17 protein-coding genes are annotated in these 17,689 nt (G+C 72.7%); 4 read left to right on the top strand and 13 right to left on the bottom strand.

What is annotated here, in order from left to right; genetic code table 11:
- The first annotated feature begins 103 nt into the window (after window positions 1-103).
- Window positions 104-322: a dodecin gene (locus tag H4687_RS40050; RefSeq protein ID WP_012999023.1), complete on the top strand. Its 219-nt coding sequence runs from the start codon at window positions 104-106 to the stop codon at window positions 320-322.
- Between the two features lie 33 nt (window positions 323-355).
- Here the strand turns inward: H4687_RS40050 and H4687_RS40045 are convergent, their stop codons facing one another.
- Window positions 356-844 carry a phosphatase domain-containing protein gene (locus H4687_RS40045; protein ID WP_005484314.1) on the bottom strand — a complete coding sequence of 163 codons (489 nt, stop codon included), beginning with the start codon at window positions 842-844 and terminating at the stop codon, window positions 356-358.
- Window positions 845-979: 135 nt separating this feature from the next.
- On the opposite strand from H4687_RS40045, the gene H4687_RS40040 reads away from it, so the two are divergent.
- Window positions 980-2,083, top strand: a complete 1,104-nt coding sequence (locus H4687_RS40040) for an NAD(P)/FAD-dependent oxidoreductase (RefSeq protein ID WP_046919931.1) — start codon at window positions 980-982, stop codon at window positions 2,081-2,083.
- Between the two features lie 57 nt (window positions 2,084-2,140).
- On the opposite strand, the gene H4687_RS40035 is transcribed toward H4687_RS40040, so the two are convergent.
- A complete protein-coding gene (locus H4687_RS40035; RefSeq protein ID WP_179859956.1) occupies window positions 2,141-2,635 on the bottom strand; it encodes a MarR family winged helix-turn-helix transcriptional regulator in 495 nt (164 codons plus the stop codon).
- A gap of 80 nt (window positions 2,636-2,715) precedes the next feature.
- Here H4687_RS40035 and H4687_RS40030 point away from each other — a divergent pair, with 80 nt between their 5' ends.
- Complete coding sequence (locus H4687_RS40030; RefSeq protein ID WP_046919929.1) at window positions 2,716-3,654, top strand: alpha/beta hydrolase fold domain-containing protein; 939 nt, start codon at window positions 2,716-2,718, stop codon at window positions 3,652-3,654.
- A gap of 67 nt (window positions 3,655-3,721) precedes the next feature.
- Here H4687_RS40030 and H4687_RS40025 read toward each other — a convergent pair whose 3' ends face one another.
- The 7 genes from H4687_RS40025 to H4687_RS39995 form a co-directional block, all read right to left on the bottom strand.
- Window positions 3,722-5,443: an NHL repeat protein gene (locus H4687_RS40025; RefSeq protein ID WP_046919928.1), complete on the bottom strand. Its 1,722-nt coding sequence runs from the start codon at window positions 5,441-5,443 to the stop codon at window positions 3,722-3,724.
- A complete protein-coding gene (locus H4687_RS40020; protein ID WP_046919927.1) occupies window positions 5,440-7,272 on the bottom strand; it encodes a flavin-containing monooxygenase in 1,833 nt (610 codons plus the stop codon). The genes H4687_RS40025 and H4687_RS40020 overlap by 4 nt, the downstream gene beginning before the upstream one ends.
- 230 nt (window positions 7,273-7,502) lie before the next feature.
- Window positions 7,503-8,699: an NAD(P)/FAD-dependent oxidoreductase gene (locus H4687_RS40015; RefSeq protein WP_192781778.1), complete on the bottom strand. Its 1,197-nt coding sequence runs from the start codon at window positions 8,697-8,699 to the stop codon at window positions 7,503-7,505.
- The gene (locus tag H4687_RS40010; RefSeq protein WP_050398610.1) at window positions 8,696-8,893 is read right to left on the bottom strand and encodes a ferredoxin; all 198 of its coding nucleotides are present in this window, start codon (window positions 8,891-8,893) and stop codon (window positions 8,696-8,698) included. Before H4687_RS40010 ends, H4687_RS40015 begins: the two co-directional genes overlap by 4 nt.
- Window positions 8,894-8,937: 44 nt before the next feature.
- Window positions 8,938-10,179: a cytochrome P450 gene (locus H4687_RS40005; RefSeq protein WP_046912889.1), complete on the bottom strand. Its 1,242-nt coding sequence runs from the start codon at window positions 10,177-10,179 to the stop codon at window positions 8,938-8,940.
- A 365-nt stretch (window positions 10,180-10,544) separates the two neighbouring features.
- Complete coding sequence (locus H4687_RS40000; protein ID WP_046912892.1) at window positions 10,545-11,267, bottom strand: response regulator transcription factor; 723 nt, start codon at window positions 11,265-11,267, stop codon at window positions 10,545-10,547.
- Window positions 11,268-11,540: 273 nt separating this feature from the next.
- A complete protein-coding gene (locus H4687_RS39995) occupies window positions 11,541-12,086 on the bottom strand; it encodes a MarR family winged helix-turn-helix transcriptional regulator (protein ID WP_046912888.1) in 546 nt (181 codons plus the stop codon).
- 419 nt (window positions 12,087-12,505) lie between these two features.
- Here H4687_RS39995 and H4687_RS39990 point away from each other — a divergent pair, with 419 nt between their 5' ends.
- Window positions 12,506-13,273: an SDR family NAD(P)-dependent oxidoreductase gene (locus H4687_RS39990; RefSeq protein WP_046912887.1), complete on the top strand. Its 768-nt coding sequence runs from the start codon at window positions 12,506-12,508 to the stop codon at window positions 13,271-13,273.
- Between the two features lie 115 nt (window positions 13,274-13,388).
- Here the strand turns inward: H4687_RS39990 and H4687_RS39985 are convergent, their stop codons facing one another.
- From H4687_RS39985 to H4687_RS39970, 4 genes are all read right to left on the bottom strand, one after another.
- Window positions 13,389-14,033: a response regulator transcription factor gene (locus tag H4687_RS39985; protein WP_046912891.1), complete on the bottom strand. Its 645-nt coding sequence runs from the start codon at window positions 14,031-14,033 to the stop codon at window positions 13,389-13,391.
- A gap of 70 nt (window positions 14,034-14,103) precedes the next feature.
- Window positions 14,104-15,309 carry a sensor histidine kinase gene (locus H4687_RS39980; protein WP_046912886.1) on the bottom strand — a complete coding sequence of 402 codons (1,206 nt, stop codon included), beginning with the start codon at window positions 15,307-15,309 and terminating at the stop codon, window positions 14,104-14,106.
- Window positions 15,310-15,384: 75 nt separating this feature from the next.
- The gene (locus H4687_RS39975; protein ID WP_046912885.1) at window positions 15,385-16,935 is read right to left on the bottom strand and encodes a sensor histidine kinase; all 1,551 of its coding nucleotides are present in this window, start codon (window positions 16,933-16,935) and stop codon (window positions 15,385-15,387) included.
- Window positions 16,932-17,621, bottom strand: coding sequence for a response regulator transcription factor (locus H4687_RS39970; protein ID WP_078907355.1), 690 nt, complete (start codon window positions 17,619-17,621; stop codon window positions 16,932-16,934). Before H4687_RS39970 ends, H4687_RS39975 begins: the two co-directional genes overlap by 4 nt.
- Between the last annotated feature and the right edge of the window lie 68 nt (window positions 17,622-17,689).

The following is a 17,689-nucleotide window of genomic DNA, read 5'->3' as shown; positions in this document are numbered from 1 at the left end:
CCACGCCCACCCCGGCCCCCTCGCGAACCGGCGGAGCCTGAGGCACCGTGGAAGGACGTGTGGCGCATCGGCCACGATGGAGCTCGCGACAAGGAGAACCCGCATGACCGACCATGTGTACCGGGTCACCGAGATCGTCGGCAGTTCGGACGAGAGCGTCGACCACGCCATCCGCAACGGCGTCGCCCGCGCCGCCCAGACGCTGCGCAACCTGGACTGGTTCGAGGTGACACAGGTCCGGGGGCACATCGAGGACGGCCAGATCGCGCACTACCAGGTGGGCCTGAAGGTCGGCTTCCGGCTGGACGACGAGACCGGCTGACCGACCGGCCGACGCGAGGGCCGGGGCGGGCGCTCAGGTCCGCCCCTCCCGCTCCTGCGCCGCCTTCAGCGCGGCGGAGGCGGCGGCCCAGCGCGCCCGTACGACCGTGAAACCCGCCCGTTCCGCGTCCTCGCAGACGAGTTCGTCGTCGTCCACGAGGACGCGGATCTCGCGGGTCCGGGCGAGCTCACGGAGGATCTCCAGCTTGGTGCGGCGGGCGGGCCTGCGGTCGTTGTCGCGGCGCATCCGGATCCGCCCCTCGGGCAGGCCGTGCGCGGCGAGCCAGTCGACGGTGTCGCGGCGGCAGCGCTCGGGCCGCCCCGTCAGGTACAGCACCTCGCACTCCCGTGCGCTCTCCCGGGCCAGCGCGACCCCTTCGGCCAGTGGCGGATCCTGCGGGGCCGCGGCGAAGAACGCGTCCCAGTCGCGCGGCTTCCGCTCCAGGAACCGCTGCCGGTGCGCGGTGTCGGCGAGGGTGTTGTCCAGGTCGAAAACGGCGAGGGGCCGGTGGTTGTCGGTCACGGCCCCAGCCTAGGCAGCAGATGACTCGTGTCGTCCGTTGTCGCTTCACACAACAAACACGAACTCCGCCAGTAACTTGAGGTTTCAAACGTTACGCTCGTCGCCTCTCCCCCCACACAGCACAGGAGAATCGGCGTGCCTGACGGCGAAATCATCGTGATCGGCGGCGGATACGGGGGCATCCGCCTCGCCAAACAGCTGGACGAGGTCGCACGGGTCACCCTCGTGGACCGCAAGGAGGTCTTCTTCCACCGCATCGCCGCACTGCGCGCGGGCGTGCACGAGGCATGGACGACGACGCCCTTCATCCCGTACGACAGACTGCTGCGCAACGGCCGTGTCGTGACGGGCAAGGCGGTCGGCATCGACACCGGCGAGCGGCAGGTGACCCTCGCGACGGGTGAGCGGCTGCCGTACGACGTGGTGGTGATCGCGACCGGCGCGGACTACCCGGAACCGGCCCGCTTCCTGGGCACCACCACCGAGGAGGCGGGCAAGACGTTCACCGCGCACCAGGAGAGCGTGGCCGCCGCCGAGCACGTCCTGATCGTCGGCGGCGGGCCGGGCGGCGTGGAACTCGCCGCCGAGATCCGGCTGGCCCGGCCGGACGCGCGGGTCACCCTCGCGCACGCCGGATCCGAGCTGCTCAGCTCCACCGGCAGCAAGTGGGCCGGACGGCGGGCCCTGGCGTGGCTGGAGGCGCGCGACGTGGAGGTGCGTCTCGACTCGTTCGTCTCACCCGGGCCCGACTTCGGCACCTACCGGGACGGGCGGGGCAACCTCATCGAGGCCGACCTGTCGTTCTGGGCCAACGGAACCACGCCGAACACGCTCTGGCTGCGGCTGGCCGGGCACGGGGACTGGCTCAACCCGGCGGGGCAGGTCAAGGTGGACCGGACGCTCCGCGTCGAGGGGCGCCTGGACGTGTTCGCGGTCGGTGACGTGAACGACGTCAGCGAGCTGAAGGTGTCCCCCGTCGCGTTCGCCCAGGCGGACATCGCCGCGCACAACATCCGTGCGTATCTGGAGAGTTCGGGCCGGCACCGCAAGGAGCCACGGCTGTACCGGCCGATCCGGCGGACTCCGCTGATCGTGCCGTTCGGGCCGGCCGACGGAATCACGCTCCTGCCGGTGCCGGGGGGTGAGACGGCGGTGCTCGGGGGCCGTACGTCCACGCTGGCGAAGGCGAAGACGCTGATGACGCCGTACATCAGGAAACAGCTCGGTTACGCCGGCTGAGTGCCGGGTGCGGGCGCGGAGAACCGGAAGCCCCCGGACCCGCGCCCGAACGCCCCGTCAGTCCCCCTGAACCAGGTCGTTGGCGTGGGTGAGGAAGTCGTCCACCATCCGGTGGAAGAGTCCCGCCAACTGCCGAAGCTCCTCGGGCGACCACTCGGACAACGCCATCTGCATACCGCGCACACCCGCCTCGCGGATTCGGCCGATCGCCTGCCTGCCGACCGCCGTCAGCTCGATGCGCTGGGCGCGTCTGTCGTCCGGGTCGGGTACGCGGGTGACGTAACCGGCCTTCAGCAACTGCTGGACCTGGCGGGTGACGTGCGAGGCCTCGACCCCGAGGCGGTTGGCCAGCTCCCCCGGCCGCAACGGCTCGGAATCGGCGATCTGCCGCAGCAGGGCCACCGCGGCGCGGTCGAGCGGCACCCCGGCCAGGCTCATCAGACGCTCGTGCGCCCGGGCCCGGGTGCTGAGGTAGGTGATGCGCGTGAGGGCTCGCTCGATCTCGATCACTTCGGGGGAAGCGGGGTCGGAGGGTGGCGGTGAGGGGGACATGAGCCCTACTTTACCATCTTGTTGCCTAACTCAAGTAAGTTCATCGCCCGGGTAGTCCCCGTGTTCCGAACGGAGTCCCCATGTCCCTTCTCGCCCGTCCGGCGGTGGCCGCCCTCGCGGCCAAGGCGATGCAACGTCTCTCGGGCGTGGCCGCCCGCCGGGCCGGCGGGCCCGGGTCCCGGGCCGCCTGGCTCGCCCGACTGCCCGAGTACACCTGCGCCACCCGCGAGGTGACGATACCGACCGCGTACGGCCCGGCCCGCGCCGTGCTGTACGTACCCGCCGGCGCCGAGGGCGCCCCTCCCCCGCCGGTCCACGTCAACTTCCACGGCGGCGGCTACGTCATGCCGCAGATCGAGCTGGACGACGCGCTGTGCCGGTGTCTGGCCGCCGAGGCGGGTGTGGCCGTGCTCAACGTGGACTACGTGGTCGCTCCCCAGCACCCGTTCCCGGCGCCGCCACGGCAGGCGTTCGAGGTGGTCCGGTGGGCCGCCGGGCACGGGGGCGAGCACGGCTGGGACGGCGGCCGGCTCTCCGTGGGCGGCCAGAGCGCGGGCGGCGGCCTCGCGGCGGCGGTGGCCCGCCAGGCGCTGGAGGAGGGCGGCCCCTCGATCGCCCTCCAGGTCCTGCACTATCCGCCGCTCGACCTCGCGACCGCCGCCCGCGACAAGCGGGCCGCCATCGCCAGGCCCCTGCTTCGCCCGTGGATGGCGGACGTCTTCGACAGCTCGTACGTCCCGGACCCCACGATGCGCGCCGACCGTCTGGTCTCGCCCGCGCACCCCTCGGACACCGCCGACCTCCGGGGCATCGCGCCGGCCTTCGTCGTCACCGCCGAGTACGACCTCCTCAAGGGCGAGGGCGTGGCCTACGCGGACCGGCTGCGCACGGCCGGGTCCCTGGTGGGCCATCACGACGTGACCGGCGCCGACCACGGCTACGACACCGGCGACGAGGCCAGGGCCCGCGAGGTGTATCCACTGATCGCGGAACAGGTGCGGCGGGCGTTCTTCCCCTGATTTTCCCCTGATCCCCCTGATTGCTCCCCTGACAGCGGGCGGTGGGAGCGCGTGGGGACGGCGGTGCCTACCCCTCGGGCCGGTCCTCCTGCCTCGATGTCAACCGCAACACCGTGCCCTCGCCGTCGGCCGACAGCAGGAGGGTGCCGTCCGGGGCGGTCGCGAGGCCCGCGAAGCGGCGGGCCATGCCGGGCATGACGTCCGCGAACAGGGCCGGTTCCGTGCGGGGGACGACGCCCGGCGGCGGTCCGACGGGCAGTTCCTCCAGCTCGATCCGCGACTCCCCCGTGGTGAGACGGACCGACCGCAGCCTGCGGTGCCCGGTCTCCACCACGAACAGTTCCGCGCCGAGAACCGTCAGGCCCTGCGGGGCGCCGAGCCCGTCCACCACGACGGCCGTCCCCCCGTCCACCCCGATCCGGAGCACCGCGCCGAGCCGTTCCTCGCTGACGTAGAGCCGGCCCTCCGCGTCGAAGACCACGTCCGTGGGCTGGTCGAGACCCTCCGCGAGGACAGTCACCGAGTCGGAGCCGGAGCCGTCCTCGTCCCCGAGGGCGAGGACCCGGCCCGCGCCCGTCTCCGCGACCACGAGCGCACCGTCGGGCCGGACCGCGATGCCGAGGGGACGACTCAGCCCCCGTGCCCGTTCCCGGACCTCCCCCGTGGTGGTGTCGTAGGTCCGCACCGTGCCGAACTGCGAAGTGTGGTGCAGCAGTTCACCGTCGGCGGTGATGCCGTGGGCGAAGGGGAGCAGGAGGTGGGTCCGCACTCCGCCGGGACCCGCCTGCGGGGACGGGCCGAGCGGCTCGCCCTCGTCGGTGGTCGCCGGGCTCGCCAGGCGGTAGTGGTCGGCGGCGTGGACCGTACCGCCGAGGTCGACCGTCACGCCGTAGGGGCCGTCGAAGCCGCGGCGCACGATCTCCCGGGTGCGGCCGTCGGGGTGCAGCTCCGTGATGCCGCCGCTGGCGTAGCTGGAGACGAACATGCGGTTCTCGGCGTCGAAGGCCGCGTTGTCGAGGCCCCTCAGCCCGCTGGTGACGCGCGTGCGACTGCCGCCGCCGTGCAGGTCGACGCGGGTGACGATGCCCTCGACGCCCCGGGAGAGGACGTGCAGGACACCGCCCCGGTCGAAGCGGACGGCGACCGGCTCGTGCACGTCCTCGGCTACCACCTCGGGCGTCCCGCCGTCCGGCGGGATCCGCCAGACCTGACCGGTGAGCATGTGCGGGTAGTACAGGTGTCCGTCCGGGCCGAGCTGCATCGCGTTGCCCAGGGCCAGACCGTCCGTGAGGACGACCGGGTCGCCGCCGTCCGGGAACAGCTCCACCAGCCGGCCGCCCGGCTTCATCTCGTTGACGAAGAGACGGTCGCCGACGCAGGTGATGCCGTTGGGGTTCGTGACGTCGTCGGAGACGAGGTGGTACTCCCCCGCCGGGCTTCGGCGCCACACCCGGCCCGGCACCAGGTCGGCTATGTACATCGAGCCGTCGGCGCCGAAGGCGAGATCGTCCGGCGACTGCACCGGACCGTCCATCGGGACGACGACGTCCACGTCCCCCGTGGCCGGGTCGACGGCGCTGATCTGTCCGGCGAGGAACTGGGCGACGTACAGTCGCCCGTCGGGACCGAAGGCGACGCCGTTGGAACCCCACAGCGGGTTGGGCGGGTTGAGCCGCCGCGCCCGCCACCGGGGGCCGGTGGTACGCAGCGCGCCGCTCTCGTCGTACCGGTTGGGCCCCGCGCCCGGTTCCGTTCCCGGGGCCGTCGTGTCCTCGGGCGCCCATGTCACTCGGCACCCACGAGCACGTCGTCCATGCCGCCGTCGGCGCGCCAGCGGCGGAGCAGTTCGTGGAAGGCGACCGGTCCGTCGCCGTAGGACTCGCTGCGCTGCCGGGGCCGGCCCTCGTTGTTGTAGTAGCCGGGGGTGCACTCCGCCTGGAACCGGTACAGGTCGGCGGCCTTCTCGCGGAGGGTGGCGACCCAGGCGGTCTCGGCCTCGGCGGTCGGTTCGACGTACCGGGCTCCGCGCCTGCGGGCCTCGGCGACGACCTCGCCGACGTGGATCGCCTGCTGGTCGAGGATGTGGACGTAGTTGACGGCACTGGCGTTCTGCAGGGGGCCGAGCTGGAAGAGGTTGGGGAAGCCGTGGCTGTAGAAGCCGTGGAGGGTCCTGGGCCCGGCCGTCGCCCAGGTCTCCAGCAGACCGACGCCTCCTCGGCCGTAGGCCGGGAGCCGGCCGGACAGCAGGCCCGAGACACCGACCTCGAAACCGGTGGCGAAGATGACGCAGTCCACCTCGTACTCGACCCCGCCGACCACCACGGCCCGTTCGGTGATCCGCTCGACCCCGTGGGTGTCGGCCGTGTCGACGAGGGTGACGTGGGGCCGGTTGAAGGTCTGCAGGTACTGGTCGCTGAAGGTGGGCCGCTTGCACATGTAGCGGTACCAGGGCTTCAGCCTCTCGGCGGTCTCCGGGTCCTCGACGATCTCCGCCACGCGGTCGCGCAGCTCGTTCATCTTCTGGAAGTCGGCGATCTCGTACGCCCGTTCACGCTCGTCCGCCGGTACGTCCGCGTACGCGTCGGTCGGGATGAGCTTCTCCTGGAGGCGGGCGCTGCTGGTCCAGCCGTCGTTCACCAGGTCCGTCCCGGCCCGGACGCCGGTGACGGTCCTGAGGAAGTTGTCCCTGCGCCGCCCCTGCCAGCCGGGGGTGAGCGTCTTCGCCCACTCCGGGTCCGTGGGACCGTTGCCGCGTACGTCGACGGTGGAGGGGGTGCGCTGGAAGACGTACACGTGCGCCGCGTCGGCCCCGAGGTGGGGGACGACCTGGATGGCGGTGGCGCCGGTGCCGATGACGGCCACCCGCTTGTCGGCGAGCCCGGTCAGGCCGCCGTTCGCGTCACCGCCGGTGTAGTCGTAGTCCCAGCGGCTGGTGTGGAAGGTGTGGCCCTGGAAGGTCTCGATGCCGGGGATGCCGGGCAGCTTCGGCTGGCTGAGCGTGCCGCTGGAGACGACGACATAGCGGGCCCGGACGCGGTCGCCGCGGTCGGTGGCGACGATCCACTCCAACTCGGTGTCGTCCCAGCGCAGTTCGGTGGCGACCGTCTGGAAGCAGGCGTCGCGGTAGAGGTCGAAGCGGCGGCCGATGGCGCGGGTGTGCTGCCGGATCTCCTCGCCCGGCGCGTACTTCCACCGCGGGACGTAACCCAGCTCCTCGAGCAGTGGCAGATAGATGTACGACTCGATGTCGCAGTGGATGCCGGGGTAGCGGTTCCAGTACCAGGTGCCGCCGAAGTCGCCGCCCTTCTCGATGATCCGGATCGACTCGACGCCCGCCTGCCGCAGCCGGGCCCCGGCGAGCAGCCCGCCGAAGCCGCCGCCGACGATGACCGCCTCGACCCGGTCGTGCAGCGGCTCACGGGTGAACTCCTGGTCGGCGTACGGGTCGTCGTCGTAGGAGACGAACTCGCCCGCGATCCGCTGGTACTGCGCGCCGCCGTCGGGCCGGATGCGGCGTTCGCGCTCGGCCCGGTAGCGGGCGCGGAGGGCTTCGGGGTCGAAGCCCAGCTCCCGCGGGTCGAGGGAGAGGGTGTCGGACGGGGTGTGGGGGGTGGACATCGGTGTCCTCTCTGCGGTCCTGGTACGTCTGGTGTCGGTGCGCGTCGCTGCGGTGGGGCGGGCGGGCGGCGGTGTCGGGCCGGCCGGGGGTGCCGGGGCCGGGCGGCCTGTCCGCCGTCGACGAGAAGGTCCGTGCCGTTGAGGTAACGCGCTTCGGGGCCGGCGGGCAATGCCGCGGCACCGGCCGTCTCCGCCGGTACGGCCGGGGCCGCCGGCCTCCGGTGACGACGTCACGCCTTCGGTGGAGCCGCCGCGGCCGGACGCTCGTCGGGCAGCGCCGTGTGCCAGGGCGCGCCGGAGGCGACGGCCTGGCGCCACCGCCGGATCGCCTTGGGCGGCATGCCGACCGCGAGGGCGCCGGTGACCCGGTCGCCGGTGCGGTAGACGACCACGAACCGCCGTTCGGCCAGATCCCCTTCCACGACCGCGACCTCGTCGTGGCCGCGCGGACGGCCGTAGGCCTGGACCTTCATGTCGTACTGGTCGGACCAGAAGTACGGCACCGGCGCGAACGGCCGGCGCTCCTCGGGCCGGAGCAGGTTGCGGGCGACCGCCATGCCCTGCTCGGCGGCGTTCGTACGGTGTTCGACGCGCATCGAGGTGCCGAACAGCGGGTTGTGCCAGCGGGCCACGTCACCGGCCGCGTACACGTCCGGCGCGGCCTCGCAGTACCGGTCGCACAGCACGCCGTCGCCGACGGCCAGGCCGCTGTCCGCGAGCCACTCGGTGTTCGGCAGCGAGCCGATCGCGACCAGCACCTCGTCGGCCTCGACCGTCGCGCCGTCCGCGAGCCGCACCCCGTCCTCGGTCACCTCGGTGACGGTGACCCCGGTGCGCAGGTCCACGCCGTGGTCGAGGTGGGCCCGGGACAGTACCGCGCCGACCTCCCCGCCGACCGCGTGCACCAGCGGCACCGGCGCCGGTTCCAGCAGGGTGACCTTCGCGCCGAGCCGCCCGGCGACGGCGGCGGCCTCCGCGCCGAGGAACCCGGCGCCGACCACGACCAGCCGTGTCCCCGGTGTCAGCCGCTCCCGCAGGGTCAGCGCGTCGTCCAGGGTGCGCAGCACGTGCGCGGCCGCACCGGGCAGCCGCCGCGGCCGTACGCCGGTGGCGATGACCAGACCGTCGTACGGCACCGCGTCGCCGTCGGCGAGCCGTACCCGGCGCCGCTCCAGGTCCAGGCCCGTCGCGGCGGTCCCGAGGCGCAGGTCCAGGTCGAGCCCGTCGAGCTGGGCCGGGGTGCGCAGGGCCAGCCGGTCGGTGTCCCACTCCGCCGCGAGGAGCTGTTTGGACAACGGGGGCCGGTCGTAGGGGGCATGGGGTTCGTCGCCGACGAGGGTGAGGGTGCCGTCGTAGCCCTCGCGGCGCAGCGTCTCGGCCGCCGCGAGTCCGGCGGCCGAGGCGCCGACGACCACCGTCCGCCTCACCGGTCCACCAGGCGGAGGGCGGCGGCGGGGCAGAGGGCGACGGCCTCCCGCACGCCGTCCATGAGGTCGTCGGCGGGGTGCTCCACCAGCAGGATCGCGACACCGTCGTCGTCCCGCTGGTCGAACACCTCGGGGGAGGCCATCACGCACTGGCCGGAGGCCACGCACTTGGGCTCGTCGAGTTCCACACGCATGGGTCGCTCCTCTGTTTCCGGTGCTGGTGCGGGCATGGGGGGTGTCACCAGGCGACCGGCAGACACGTCACGCCGTACGTGGTGCCGGTGTGGTGGAAGGCCAGCCGCTCGATCGGGGCGGCCGGGCGGAGGGTGGGGACCCGGCGGTAGAGCGTGCCGTAGACGACCTGGAGTTCGAGGCGGGCCAGGTTCTGGCCGAGGCACTGGTGGGGGCCGTAGCCGAAGGCGTTGTGCTGCCGGGCGGGGCGGGCGAGGTCGAGTCGGTCGGCCTCGGGGAAGGCGGCCGGGTCCCAGTTGGCGGTCTGGAGGTCGAAGAGGAGGCCGTCGCCCTTGCGGATGACCTGGCCACCGATCTCGATGTCGTCCTTGGCGACCCGGCGCAGGCCCGAGTGGACGATGGACAGATAGCGCAGCAGTTCGTCGACGGCGCCCGCGACGACCTTCGGGTCCTCGGTGTCCCGCAGCACGGCCAGCTGGTCCGGGTGCTCGAACAGGGCGAGCGTGCCGAGGCTGATCATCGTGGCCGTGGTCTCGTGCCCGGCGATCAGCATGGCCACGCCCATGCTGACGGCCTCCTGATGGGTCATCTCCCCCGCCGTGACGCGGGCGCCCATCTCGGACAGCACGTCGTCGCCCGGCTGTTCGAGCTTGGTGCGGAACAGGGCGTCCAGATAGCCGCCGAGGGCACGGCTGGACTCCTGAGCCTCCTCGGCGGTGAGGGAGTTGTCGAGGACGCGGTTGCTGTTCTCCTGGAAGAAGTGGTGGTCCTCGTACGGCACGCCGAGCAGTTCGGCGATGACCAGTGAGGGCACCGGCAGGGCCAGGGCGGTGAGCAGGTCGGCCGGGTTGGGGCCGGCCAGCATGGCGTCGATCCGGTCGTCGACGATCTTCTGCACGGCCGGGCGCATCGCCTCGATCCGCTTGACCAGGAAGGGCGCGTTGACCGAGCGGCGCAGTCGGGTGTGTTCCGGCGCGTCCGTGTTGGTGATCAGCTTCGGGGTGTGCGGGGCGATCGCCGCCCGGTGGGCGTTGACGTGGGGGAAGCTGGGCTCGTGATCGTCGTTGCTGACACGCGGGTCCGTGAGCAGGGTCCGCTGGTCGGCGTGGCGGGTGATCAGCCACGGCGTGCTGCCGTTCCAGATCCGCACCCGGGTGATCGGCCGGTCGCCGCGCAGCCCGGCCGCTGCCGGGGGCGGCGCGAGGGGGCAGGCCGACGCCCTGGGCATCGGGTGGTCGGGGAGCCGCTCGTGCGGGCCGGACGCGGCGTCGGTCAGTGTGTCGGCCATGGTCTCTCCTCGGTGGTGGGGGCTCCGGTGGGGCGGAGCGCCGGGGGATGCTTCGAGGCCTCGATGAGCACATGCAAACAGAGTGGGCTGACGGCTAGCCGCCAGTTGCCTGACAGGAAGCTGACGTGACCCGGATCACATCGCGGCGCCGCGCCGACGGACCGTGCGGATCCAGGGCTTGGCCCCAAACAGCTTGTCTCATAGCCGAGTTGACGTACACGCAGAGAGCTGGGCACGCCCGCCGGGAACACGGAAGGGCGACGCCGGAGAGGTCCGGCGCCGCCCTTGTGGCGATGGGTGGAGTGTCGGATCTTCCGACGTGATGAGGGTGCGTTTGCTTCTTGGGATGACCATGAACGCTTCGTTCAGCGCTCCTGGCCATGCGCGCCCCCCAGCCAGTAACCGAAGCCCCGGCGGGTGTGGATCAGGGGCGGGCCCGCCCCGTCGACCTTGCGGCGGAGGCGGGAGACGAGCTGCTCGATGGCGTTGTCGCCGTGGAAGTCGCCCCACACATAGCGGCCGATCTGCTCCTTCGACAGCACGGTGTGGGCGTTCACCAGGAGGTGGCGCAGCAGACGGTACTCCGCCGGGGTGAGGTTCAACGCCCGCCCCGCGCGCAGGGCCTGACAGGCGGGATCGTCCAGGACCAGGTTGCCGTACGACAGTTCGCCGTCCCGGCGCACGGGTTCGCGGCCACGCAACAGGACTTGGGCACGGGCCAGCACCTCGGCGATACGGAAGGGTTTGGTGACGTAGTCCTGTTCCCCCAGTCCGACTTCGGGGAGAAGTCTGCCGAGGGAGTCGTACTGCGTCAGGAACAGCACGGGCGGGCGGTGGGCGACGGGGCGTCGTTCCCTGCCGAGGCCCTCCAGGTCCGGGAGCGCCAGGTCGAGCACGACGAGGTCGAAGTGCCCGCCGTTGAGCCGGTGCACGGCATCGGTGCCGGTGTCCGCCGTGTGGATCCGGTAGCCCGCCAACTCCAGCGTCGTGGAGAGGAGTTCGGCCGCGTCCGGGTCGTGCGCGACGACGAGGACGTGCTGGCCGGCTCCTCGGGGGAGCGACGGTTTGCCACCGGGACTGCCGTGCATGGTCAAGACCATCCGTGTCGGGCTCTTTCGTGGGGAGGGGGTGTTTCGGGAGAGGGCGCTTCGGGAGAGGGCGCTTCGGAAGGGAGCGACCGCCTGCTCGACGTCCGCCTGCTCGACGTCCGCCTGCTCGCCTCTTCGTCGTCAGGGTGTCGCTGTGCGGGCGGCGCGTTGTTCGTCGTGATCGTTCGGGCGGAGCGTTGTCCGTCGTGGCTGTTCGTCGCGGCCGTTCGCGCGCCCCCCACAGCCACTTGGGGGCACGGAGGGCGAGGCATGTCACCGTGACACGGCCCGGGGATCACCGGTGGCGGGGGCCGGTGCTCCCACGCCGGGGCCCTGGCCCGCGTCGACGGGGTGGGCCAGGAACGCGTCGATCAGGCGGTTGACGAGTGCGGCGAGTTGACGGATCTGGTCCGGGGGCCAGTCGGCGAGTGCCGGACACATGCCGATCGCGCCGGCCTCGCGAATGCGGTCGACGGCCTGCCGGCCGGCCGGGGTCAGGCGGACGCGCAGGGCGCGACGGTCGCCGGGATCGGCCACACGGGTCAGGTGGCCGGATCTTTCCAACCGCTGTACCTGGCGGGTGACATGGGAGGCCTCGACGTCGAGCCGGTCCGCCAGCTCCCCCGGGCGCAGCGGTTCGGAGTCGGCCACCTGCCGCAGCAGGGCGACGGCGGCCCGGTCCAGCGGCACTCCGGCGAGGGCCATCAGTCGCTCGTGCCGGCGGGCCCTGGTGCTCAGATAGGTGATCCGCGTCAGAGCCCGTTCGATCTCGATCACTTCCGGGGAGGCGGAACGGGCCGTCGGCGGTGATGAGGGCATGGACCTCACCCTACCCCTCTCGTTGCCTAACTCAAGCAATCCCATCAGGCTCGATTGATTGACTCAAGTAAGCCACATATGCTTGCCTAACTCAAGCAAGACGACGCCAAGACGGGCGTCGTGCGCAAGACGTCGCCCGAGGCTTCCCGGCCGTGGGCGACCTGGGGCCGGGCCCGTTCGAGCGGGATAGGCCCCGGCGCGCCGCACCCGTGGGGACGGGGCCCGGCGCCGTCCCCGGGCCCGGTCGCCGATCACCACCCTCCGAACGGCGCCGGGTCCGGGGACGCTCGCTCGCGCCTCCGCGTCCCGCACGCGCTCGGGGGACGCGGAGGCGCCATCGGACCACTGATCGTGGGCCGTTCGCGGGGCGGACATCCCCCGCCCGGCAAGCGGCCCACCCGACGGAAGAGGAACAGTTCATGAGTGACAACGGGCTGGACGGCCGCAGTGTCGTCGTCACGGGCGCCGGTTCCGGCATCGGCCGGGCCGCGGCCCTGAAGTTCGCCGCGGCGGGCGCGAAGGTGCTGGTCGCCGACCTCGACGAGGCGGCCGCCGAGGAGACCGTCGCGACGATCGGGACGGCCGGCGGCACCGCCCTCCCGGTGATCGGCGATCTCAGCGAGCAGGCGGTCGTGGACGCGGTCGTCACGCGGGCCGTCGAGGCCTTCGGCGGGCTGGACGTCCTGGTGAACAACGCCGGGATCATGGACCGGATGTCGGCCCTCGCGGACGTCACCGACGCCGAGTGGGAGCGGGTCGTGCGGGTCAACCTGACCGCGCCGTTCCTGCTCACCCGGGCCGCCCTGCCGCACATGCTGGAGGCGGGGCGCGGAGCGATCGTCTTCACCGCCTCCGAGGCCGGACTGCGCGGCGGCGCGGCCGGTGCCGCCTACACCGCGTCCAAGCACGGGATCGTCGGCCTGGTGAAGAGCCTGTCGGTGATGTACCGCAAGCAGGGCATCCGGGCCAACGCGATAGCCCCCGGCCCCACGATGACCAACATCCAGGTGGACGCCGACCAGCAGGCCCACGGCCCCTCCGTCATCGGCGGGCTGATCGGCGCGAACATCGGCCGGCTCGGCACGGCCGAGGAGCAGGCCGACGCGATCCTCTTCCTGGCCTCCGACGCGGCCGCCTTCGTCAACGGCGCGGTGCTGCCGGTGGACGACGCCTGGGCCGCCGTCTGACGAGCCGTCCCCCGGCCGGGACCGTCGGCCGACGCCGGCCGGGTCGCCGTTCCCGGGGCCCTCCGGGGCCGGGCCCGGCCGGCGCCCCCTCTCCCCCGCCCGCTTCGGGGGCCCGCTACCTGTGGTTCAGGTACGCCAGCACGGCCAGCACCCTGCGATGACCGGTGTCGCCGGTCGGGAGGCCGAGCTTCAGGAAGACGTTGCCGATGTGCTTGCTGACGGCGCGTTCGGTGACGACCAGGGTCCTGGCGATGGTGGCGTTGTCGTGCCCCTCGGCCATCAGCGTCAGCACCTCCCGCTCGCGCGGGGTGAGCGAGTCGAGAGGCGAGTCCCGGCGGCGGGTCAGCAGTTCGGTCACCACCTCGGGGTCGAGCGCGGTGCCGCCTGCCGCGACCCGGTCGAGGGCGTCGAGGAACTCGTCCACCCGGCCGACCCGGTCCTTGAGCAGATAGCCGACCCCGCCCGCGCCCCCGCCGAGCAGTTCGGCGGCGTACGACTCCTCCACGTACTGCGAGAGGACCAGCACCGGCAGACCGGGGAGCGCCCGGCGGGCCTCCAGGGCGGCGCGCAGTCCCTCGTCACGGAAGCCGGGCGGCATCCGGACGTCCAGGACGGCGACGTCCGGGCGGTGTTCCAGCAGTGCGGGCAGGACCTCGGGTCCGCTGCCCGCGACGGCCGCCACCTCGTGCCCGGCCGAGGTCAGGAGTAGAACCAGGCCCTCTCTCAGCAGGGCGTTGTCCTCGGCGATCACCACGCGCACGGCGTCTGCACCTCTGTCCCCGGCCGCCGCCCCACCGCTGTCGTCGGGCAGGCCGATCATTCCGTTTCGCTCACCATACGCAGGGCAGCTCGACCTCGATCACGGTGGGACCGCCGACAGGGCTGGTCACGGACGTGTGCCCGTCGAGGGCGGCGACCCGCCGCCGCATCCCGAGCAGTCCGGATCCGCCCACCGCCCGCACCCCCTCGGACGGCGCCTGTGAGCGATCCGGAGGGGAAGCCGTCTCGGCGCCGCCCCGGCCGTCGTCGCGCACCAGGACCCGGACGCCCCGGGCCGTGCGGGCGAGGCGGACCTCGGCGTGGTCGCCGCCGCTGTGCCTGGCCGCGTTGGTGAGGGCCTCGGCGACGACGAAGTAGGCGGCGGCCTCCACGGCGGCGGGCGGGCGCGGCCCGTCGGCGTCCTCCAGCCCGCGCACGTCCACGGTGACGTCGAGCACGCTGCTCGCCGCCAGGGCGCGCACGGCGCCGGCGAGTCCCCGGTCGGTGAGGATCGGCGGGTGGATGCCGCGCACGACGTGCCGGAGCTCGGTCAGCGCGGTCTCGGCCTGTTCCTGCGCGTCGAGCAGGAGCCGACGCGCGGCTTCCGGGTCGCGGTCGTACGCCCGCTGGGCCAGCCCGATCCGCAGGGACAGCGAGACGAGACGAGCCTGGGCGCCGTCGTGCAGGTCGCGTTCGATCCGGCGGAGTTCGGCAGCGTGGGCGGCGATCGCGTCGGCGCGGGTCGCCGCCAGCTCCTCCACCCTCTCCGCCAGGCGGGCCTTGAGTGAAGGCCTGAGGAGCGCCTCGGACCAGTGGGCGTCCAGGTCGGCGAGACGGCTGATCAACGGCAGCACGAGAGGAGCACGGCGGAACAGCCCGCACCCCACGCCGTCGACGACCAGCCCCACCGGCCACAGGGGTACGGCGAGCAGGAGGAGGGCTCCGTAGACGTAGTACGCGAGCATCCAGCGGGCGTCGGTGCGGGTGCCGGGGTCGCGGACGGAGATGCGCAGGCGTTCGCGGAGGGTGCCCTCGATGGGCTGGTAGGCCTCGGGGACGGGCCGGCCGGTCCGGGCGGCGGTCTGATGGCGTTTCGCGCCGGCGATCCGGCGGATCAGCGTCACGGTCTCGGGCAGCATCCAGGCGCCCACCACGGCCAGCGTGGCGACCGCGGTGATCAGCAGCACCGTGACGAAGAGGTACAGGCCGAAGGCCATCGCGGCGGCGACGACCAGGTGGACCGTGGCCCGCGCGGCCTGCCGCACCGTCTTGCCCATGCCGGTCAGCGTAGGCGACGGGGTGGGGCGGGGCAGGCGCGGCCCGAGCCGACCGCTCTCCTCGGTCGTCGCCCCCTATGCCTTGCCCTTGCCCTTGCCCTTGCCCGCGCCCGCGCTCTCGCTCTCGCTGCTGTCGACTGCGGCTGCGGCTGCGCCCGTGCCTGCCGTGCCCGCGTCTGCGTCTGCGTCTGCGTCTGCCGTGGGCAGGCTCACCGTGAACGTCGTCGTGCCCGGTTCTCCGGTCAGGGTGATGGTGCCGCCGTGGGCGCGGACCAGGGAGCGGGCCACGGCGAGGCCGAGGCCGCTGCCGCCCCGGTCCCGGCTGCGGGCCTTGTCGACGCGGTAGAAGCGGTCGAAGACGCGCTCCTGGTCGTCGGCCGGGATACCGGGCCCGAAGTCGGTGACCCGCACCTCTGCCGTACCGGACCCGACGCGCACCTCCAGGCGGACCTCCGTGCCGCCCGGGGTGTGCACGGCGGCGTTGGTGAGCAGGTTGTCGAGGACCTGGCGCAGACGCAGGGGGTCCAGGCGCAGGCGTACGGGTCCGGAGCCGGTCGACACGGTCAGCGGGTGGCCGGGGTGGCCCGCGCGGAAGGCGTCCGCCGCCTGGAGCGCCAGCTGCACCAGGTCGGCCTCCTCCAGCCGCAGCGGGGTCTCCACGTCGGCGGCGTCGAGGCGGGCGAGCATCAGCAGGTCGTCCAGCAGATACCCCATGCGGGCGGCCTCGGCGCGCAGCCGGGCCAGGTGCTTGTCGCGTTCCTCGGGGCTGTGGGCGGCGGCGTACTGGAAGAGGTCGGCGTAGCCGCGTACCGACATCAGAGGGGTGCGCAGTTCGTGGGAGGCGTCGGCGACGAAGCGGCGCAGGCGCTGTTCGGCCTCGGTGCGCACCGCGAGCGCGTCGTCGATGTGTTCCAGCATGGTGTTGAAGGCGGTGCGCAGCTCCTCCACCTCGAAGCCGCCGTCGCGGTTGTCGTGGCGGACCGGCAGCCGCGCGGAGTCCGTCAGGTCGTGCGAGGTGATGCCGCGGGCGGTGTGCGCCATGTCGCTCAGCGGTTTCAGCCCGCGCCGCAGCATCGCCCGGCCGAACACCACCAGCGCCAGCAGGGCGAGGGCGAACGTGACGACCTGGACCGTGATCAACCGGGTCACGGTGTCGTCGATGTCCTCCATCGGCGCGGCGCTGACCAGAACCAGGCCGGGCTCGACCTCGCAGCCCCGCAGCCGGTACTGGCCCGCGCCCTTGAGGTACTCGGTGCGGGTGACCTCCGTACCCTCGGCGGTCAGCGCCTTGGCCACGAGGGTGAACTCCTCGATGTCCTCGGGCACGTCGGCGGGGTCCTCGGGCGTGCGGAGCACCGGGGTGCCACCGGAGGTGTCGTACACCGCGTAGTACCAGCCCCAGTACTTCTTGCCCTTGAGCGTGCCGTCGGCCGCGATGCTCTTGGCCTGGGCGACCTGCGCGATCCTCAGCTGTTCGGTGAGCTGGGCGGAGAGGTAGTCGCGCATGTACATGGTCAGCGCGTTGCCGACGACGGCGAACACGACGAGCGCCAGGGCACCGAGGCCGAGAGCCAGCCGGGTGCCGAGGCGCGTGGAGCGGTAGCTCTGCCGGAGCCGGGCGATCACTCCGTGGCCTGCCGCAGTACGTAGCCGAAGCCCCGGACGGTGTGGATGAGAGGTTCCCCGGTGTCGTCGAGCTTGCGGCGCAGCCGGCTGACGACCAGCTCCACCACGTTGGAGCGGCCGCCGAAGCCGTACTCCCAGACGTGGTCGAGGATCTGAGCCTTGGTGAGGACGGTCGGGGACTTGCGCATGAGGTAGCGCAGGACCTCGTACTCGGTGGGGGTGAGCGTGAGCAGCCTGTCGCCGCGCCGGACCTCGCGGGTGTCCTCGTCCATCGACAGGTCCGCGACGTGGAGCACGGACCGCTGGAATGCGGGCCCGGCGCTGCGGCGCAGCACGGTGCGCAGCCGGGCCATGAGTTCCTCGACGGCGAAGGGCTTGACCAGGTAGTCGTCGCCGCCCCGGGTGAGGCCGGCGACGCGGTCGGCGACGCCGTCGCGGGCGGTCAGGAACACCACGGGCACCATCGTGCCGGACTGGCGCAGCCGGTCGAGCACGCCGAAACCGTCCACGCCCGGCAGCATCAGGTCCAGGACCACGATGTCGGGACGGAACGCGGCCGCCTGCCGGAGCGCCTCCTCACCGGAGTGTGCCGTGACCGCGTCCCAGCCCTCGTAGCGGGCGACGGTCGCCACCAGGTCAGCGATCGGCGGGTCGTCGTCCACCACGAGAAGTCGCACTTTTTCCACGCCCTCATACTGCGGCACCGATCGCTTCCCGCCATAGCCGCTCACGGTTTGGAAGCCGATCGATAAAA

The sequence above is a fragment of the Streptomyces stelliscabiei genome (assembly GCF_014873495.1).
Lineage (GTDB): Bacteria > Actinomycetota > Actinomycetes > Streptomycetales > Streptomycetaceae > Streptomyces > Streptomyces bottropensis.
Note: the sequence above shows the minus strand (reverse complement) of the source record. Positions and strands in the feature narration are given on the sequence as shown.

What these genes read in the sequence shown, in the direction of transcription:
- H4687_RS40050 (WP_012999023.1), top strand. Translation starts at nt 104, where the DNA reads ATGACCGACCATGTGTACCGGGTCACCGAGATCGTCGGCAGTTCGGAC.
- H4687_RS40035 (WP_179859956.1), bottom strand. Translation starts at nt 2,635, where the DNA reads ATGTCCCCCTCACCGCCACCCTCCGACCCCGCTTCCCCCGAAGTGATC.
- H4687_RS40030 (WP_046919929.1), top strand. Translation starts at nt 2,716, where the DNA reads ATGTCCCTTCTCGCCCGTCCGGCGGTGGCCGCCCTCGCGGCCAAGGCG.
- H4687_RS40020 (WP_046919927.1), bottom strand. Translation starts at nt 7,272, where the DNA reads ATGTCCACCCCCCACACCCCGTCCGACACCCTCTCCCTCGACCCGCGG.
- H4687_RS40010 (WP_050398610.1), bottom strand. Translation starts at nt 8,893, where the DNA reads ATGCGTGTGGAACTCGACGAGCCCAAGTGCGTGGCCTCCGGCCAGTGC.
- H4687_RS40005 (WP_046912889.1), bottom strand. Translation starts at nt 10,179, where the DNA reads ATGGCCGACACACTGACCGACGCCGCGTCCGGCCCGCACGAGCGGCTC.
- H4687_RS40000 (WP_046912892.1), bottom strand. Translation starts at nt 11,267, where the DNA reads ATGCACGGCAGTCCCGGTGGCAAACCGTCGCTCCCCCGAGGAGCCGGC.
- H4687_RS39995 (WP_046912888.1), bottom strand. Translation starts at nt 12,086, where the DNA reads ATGCCCTCATCACCGCCGACGGCCCGTTCCGCCTCCCCGGAAGTGATC.
- H4687_RS39990 (WP_046912887.1), top strand. Translation starts at nt 12,506, where the DNA reads ATGAGTGACAACGGGCTGGACGGCCGCAGTGTCGTCGTCACGGGCGCC.
- H4687_RS39980 (WP_046912886.1), bottom strand. Translation starts at nt 15,309, where the DNA reads ATGGGCAAGACGGTGCGGCAGGCCGCGCGGGCCACGGTCCACCTGGTC.